The organism is Secundilactobacillus similis DSM 23365 = JCM 2765, assembly GCF_001311075.1.
GTDB classification, from domain to species: Bacteria; Bacillota; Bacilli; order Lactobacillales; family Lactobacillaceae; genus Secundilactobacillus; species Secundilactobacillus similis.
Genome location: NZ_BBAD01000136.1, coordinates 1 through 4492, shown reverse-complemented (window position 1 = coordinate 4492; position 4492 = coordinate 1). Strand labels below are relative to the sequence as shown.

The 4492-nt window shown below is 45.2% G+C and carries 2 protein-coding genes and 1 pseudogene; all 3 read left to right on the top strand.

All coding sequences use genetic code 11. The annotated features are described in order from the left end of the window. Nucleotides 1–167 precede the first annotated feature (167 nt). The 3 genes and pseudogenes from hslO (at nucleotide 168) to lysS (ending at nucleotide 3714) form a co-directional block, all read left to right on the top strand. Nucleotides 168–1046, top strand: coding sequence for an Hsp33 family molecular chaperone HslO (hslO, locus tag JCM2765_RS16020; protein ID WP_054737540.1), 879 nt, complete (start codon nucleotides 168–170; stop codon nucleotides 1044–1046). Nucleotides 1047–1138: 92 nt separating this feature from the next. Next, a pseudogene (dusB, locus tag JCM2765_RS16015) lies at nucleotides 1139–2132 on the top strand (tRNA dihydrouridine synthase DusB). Nucleotides 2133–2241: 109 nt separating this feature from the next. Continuing rightward, entirely contained in the window at nucleotides 2242–3714 is a 1473-nt protein-coding gene (lysS, locus tag JCM2765_RS16010; RefSeq protein ID WP_054737541.1) for a lysine--tRNA ligase, read from the top strand. The last annotated feature ends 778 nt before the right edge of the window (nucleotides 3715–4492 follow it).

Below are 4492 nucleotides of genomic sequence, written 5' to 3'. Positions count from 1 at the left end.
GCGACAGCAAATTTTCTCAGACTGGCATGGCTTCAACCGCTGTGAGAGCACTGAAACAGTCATGAAAATGGCCTCGGTCGGATGTGGCGATAGGCCGCGCAGTCTGAACGCTTCCTTCGATACTCGTAGATGTGCTATAATACTCTGAACGTTCTAAGGAGGATACTATGTCGGATTATTTAATCAAAAGTGTCGTAGATGATGGGCAGTTTCGGGCGTACGCCGTGGATGCGACCGAATTAGTGAGAGAGGCTCAACAGCGGCATGACACTTGGTCAGCTGCTTCGGCCGCACTTGGTCGGAGTTTGGTGGCGACACTGATGCTGTCATCGTCCGTACTTAAGGGTGATGATACGTTAACAGTTCGAATCAATGGCGGTGGCCCAGTTGGGGGTATCGTAGTTGACGGAAACGCGAATGGTACGGTGAAGGGGTACTTACAAAATCCCCACGTGAACTTACCATTAAACAGTCACCACAAAATTGATGTTGCTAAGGCCGTTGGGGTTGAAGGCTCGCTGTCAGTAACCAAGGATCTGGGCTTGGATAAACCGTATACGGGACAAGTACCACTGGCTTCTGGTGAAATTGGTGATGACTTTACCTACTATCTGGCTCAGTCAGAACAGATTCCATCGGCAGTCGGCGTTTCAGTCTTTGTTAACGATGACAATACGATTCAGGTTGCGGGTGGATTCTTAGTTCAGGTCATGCCTGGCGCCTCAGAAGATGCGATTGCGCACTTGGAACAACGGTTAAAAGAAGTCCCAATGGTGTCAGAATTGCTGTTAGCTGGGCAACGACCAGAAGATATGCTGAACCTATTGTTTGGGGAAAGCAACGTTAAAGTGCTGGATAAGATGCCGGTTGCTTTCAAATGCAATTGCTCAAAGGATCAATTTGCGAAGGCCTTAGCAAGTATTTCCAAAACCCAACTGACCGAAATTATCGAAGAAGATCACCATGCGGAGACTCGTTGTAATTTCTGTGGGAATACGTATGAGTTTGATGAAGCTGAGTTACGGGCAATTTTAGCTAAGATGTAACCCCTAGCCGTTAATTTGTGCTATGATAACAAACGCAGTTTTAAAGTCGTTGTAACGGTTTAATAACCAGGATATTTTAAGAGGTGAAACGAATGGAATGGCAGATTGGTGACGTTAAGATCCCAAATCAAGTCGTTGTTGCGCCCATGGCAGGGGTAACAAACTCGGCATTCCGAGTTATTTGTAAGGAATTTGGTGCCGGTCTCGTGGTTTGTGAGATGATCTCCGACCGAGGCATTATGTACCATAACCAAAAAACGTTAGATATGATGTTTGTGGATGCCGTTGAGCACCCAATGAGTATTCAAATTTTTGGTGGGAGCAAGGAAACGCTTGTTCAAGCCGCTGAATTTGTGGATCAACACACGAAAGCTGATATTATCGACATTAACATGGGCTGTCCAGTAAACAAGGTGGTCAAAACGGATGCCGGTGCGCGGTGGCTGTTGGATCCAAAGAAGGTTTACGAGATGGTATCCTACGTCACGGATGCAGTTAAGAAACCAGTAACGGTCAAGATGCGAATCGGTTGGGATGACCAACACGTGTTTGCCGTTGAAAATGCCTTGGCTGCTGAACGGCTGGCGCATCTGCATTAGCGATGCATGGCCGGACGAGAAAGCAAATGTACCAAGGCCACGCTGACTGGGACGTCTTAAAATCGGTTGCCGATGAATTAACGATTCCGTTCATGGGTAACGGGGACGTTAAGACGCCACAAGACGCTAAGAAGATGCTGGATTACGTTGGGCAGATGCTGTGATGATCGGGCGAGCAGCGATGGGCAATCCCTGGATGCTCAAACAAACTGAGCGCTACTTGGCAACTGGCGAGTTAATCGACGAACCAACGCCAACCAAGAAGATCGATACCGCCAAGGAACATTTGCACCGGTTAGTTGAATTAAAGGGTGATTTTGCGGGCCCACGGGAATTCCGTGGCCAAGCGGCTTATTACCTGAAAGGTATTTCTCACTCCGCTCGGACCAAAGCCGCGTTAAACAATGCTGAAACTGAGCAGGAAATGATTAACATTTTCGATGAATTTTTAGAAAAATTGGCGGCTTTACCAGCAGTTGGCCGTTAAATTCTGAAAAAGCAGGCAAAAGAGCTTGCTTTTTTATTGAGGGTTGTCAAAATTAAAGACGGAAGAACGAAATTATGGAGGTTTTAGTGTGGCTGGAAAAGATAAAGAAATGAACGACCAACTCCGGGTTCGTCGCGAAAAGATGAACGAACTACGAGAGGCCGGCATTGATCCGTTTGGTCATCGCTTTGAACGAACTTATTTGGCAAAGCAATTGCACGATGAGTTTGATGGCGAAGATAAGGATGAGTTAAACGACGCCAAAAAGGTGGCGGTTGTTGCCGGACGGATGGTATCAAAACGTGGTAAAGGCAAGGTTGGCTTTGCCGATCTTCAAGACCGAAGCGGTCGGATCCAACTTTACGTACGTAAGGACATCTTAGGTGAAGACGTTTACCACATCTTCAAACGGTCAGATATTGGTGACCATCTAGGTATCGAAGGCGACATCATTAAAACGGACATGGGCGAATTAACGATTCGGGTAACCAAGTTAACGTTCCTATCTAAGGCATTACGGCCATTACCTGAAAAGTACCATGGGTTACAAAACAAGGAACAAATCTACCGTCAACGGTACTTGGACTTGATTGCCAACCCTGATAGCTTTGACCGTTTTAAGAAGCGCAGTAAGATCATCACAGCGATCCGGGCTTACTTGGATGGCCTCGACTTTACTGAAGTTGAAACGCCAGTCTTGCACAACCAAGCCGGTGGCGCGAGTGCCCGACCATTCATTACGCACCATAACGCGTTGAACATCGACCTTTACCTTCGAATTGCGCTGGAATTGCACCTGAAGCGGTTGATTGTTGGTGGGATGGAACGCGTTTACGAAATTGGCCGAGTTTTCCGGAACGAAGGGATGGATACGCGTCATAACCCTGAATTCACCATGTTGGAAACTTACGTGGCTTACTTTGACTTCCACGATGTTATGGATGAAACTGAAGGCATTTTTAAGGCCGCTGCTCAAGCTGTTACCGATGACGGTGTGATTACGTACCAAGACCACACGATCGACTTACACAAGGATTTTGCTCGGGTCCACATGGTGGATGCAATCAAGCAGGAAACTGGTGTCGATTTCTGGCCTGAAATGAGTGTGGCGGATGCTAAGAAGTTAGCCGACGAACACGGCATTCACTATGAAGACTATTGGACGGTTGGTCACATTATCAACGCCTTCTTTGAGGAAAAGGTTCAAGATAAATTGGAACAACCAACCTTTATCTATGGTCACCCAGTTGAAATCTCACCACTTGCCAAGAAGAACCCAGACGATCCACGCTTTACGGATCGGTTCGAACTGTACATTCTTGGTAACGAGTTCGCCAACGCCTTTACTGAGTTGAACGATCCAATTGACCAACGGCAACGGTTTGAAGCCCAAGTCAAGGAACGTGAAGCTGGTAATGACGAAGCGGAAGGCATCGATGAAGACTTTATCGAAGCTTTGGAATACGGGATGCCGCCTACTGGTGGTCTCGGAATCGGGATCGATCGGCTCGTGATGTTCTTGACGAATGCTGAATCAATTCGCGACGTGTTGTTGTTCCCAACAATGCGGCCGGAGGACTAATTTAAACTAGTATCAGTTAAAAAGTGTTACAGTTACCGAGGTAAAGGTGCTGTAACACTTTTTTGCGTCAGGAAATCCCTTAGGAGCCGAGTACAGTCATAATGAGAATGCCAAATGGTAAAAAATTGTAGACCAGTTAGAAGGAACGGCCGGTTATTGGCAGTTCGTAGTGAGTAAATGATGATCAGTGATGATTTTTGAATGTGTTAATGATGGCCGTGAGCGGGTAATGGCATACGATGAACGTTGAGTCGTTGATGATTAAGTTGATGAATTCGGAAGTGACTTAAAATAAATCGTTAATCAATAAAATCCGATAATTTTTTATTTAAATGAGGAAAAAAGTTCGCCTTTACAAAACCGAATTAGACTAGTACGGGTCGTGGAAGTTACCGTTAAAACTAGAATTAGCATGAATATTCATTATGTGTTATGGAGATGTGGTAGAGACCATTGTTTGTGTATTGGAGAAATACAAGGATGATCATTAGAGCTGGCGGGGTGAAAACAACGGTGCATCAAGAAAAAAGTTGAGTTTTAGTGTTGACCAAATGAAGGATAGCTGGTATAGTTATTTCTGTTGTCAGCGAGGCGATTCACCTCAACGACTAACACGATTGAATATCCATTCAACTATTTGATAAAAAAACGTTGACTTGGATTTCAACACATGATATGATTTAATAGTTGTCGAAAGGCAATTACTTAAATTATTCAAAGTAGACCTTTGAAAACTGAACAAAGTTTTGTTTCACAAATGTGCAGGGTATATCACTTA

Coding starts and splice junctions, on each gene's coding strand:
- hslO (WP_054737540.1), top strand. CDS start 168: ATGTCGGATTATTTAATCAAAAGTGTCGTAGATGATGGGCAGTTTCGG.
- lysS (WP_054737541.1), top strand. CDS start 2,242: ATGAACGACCAACTCCGGGTTCGTCGCGAAAAGATGAACGAACTACGA.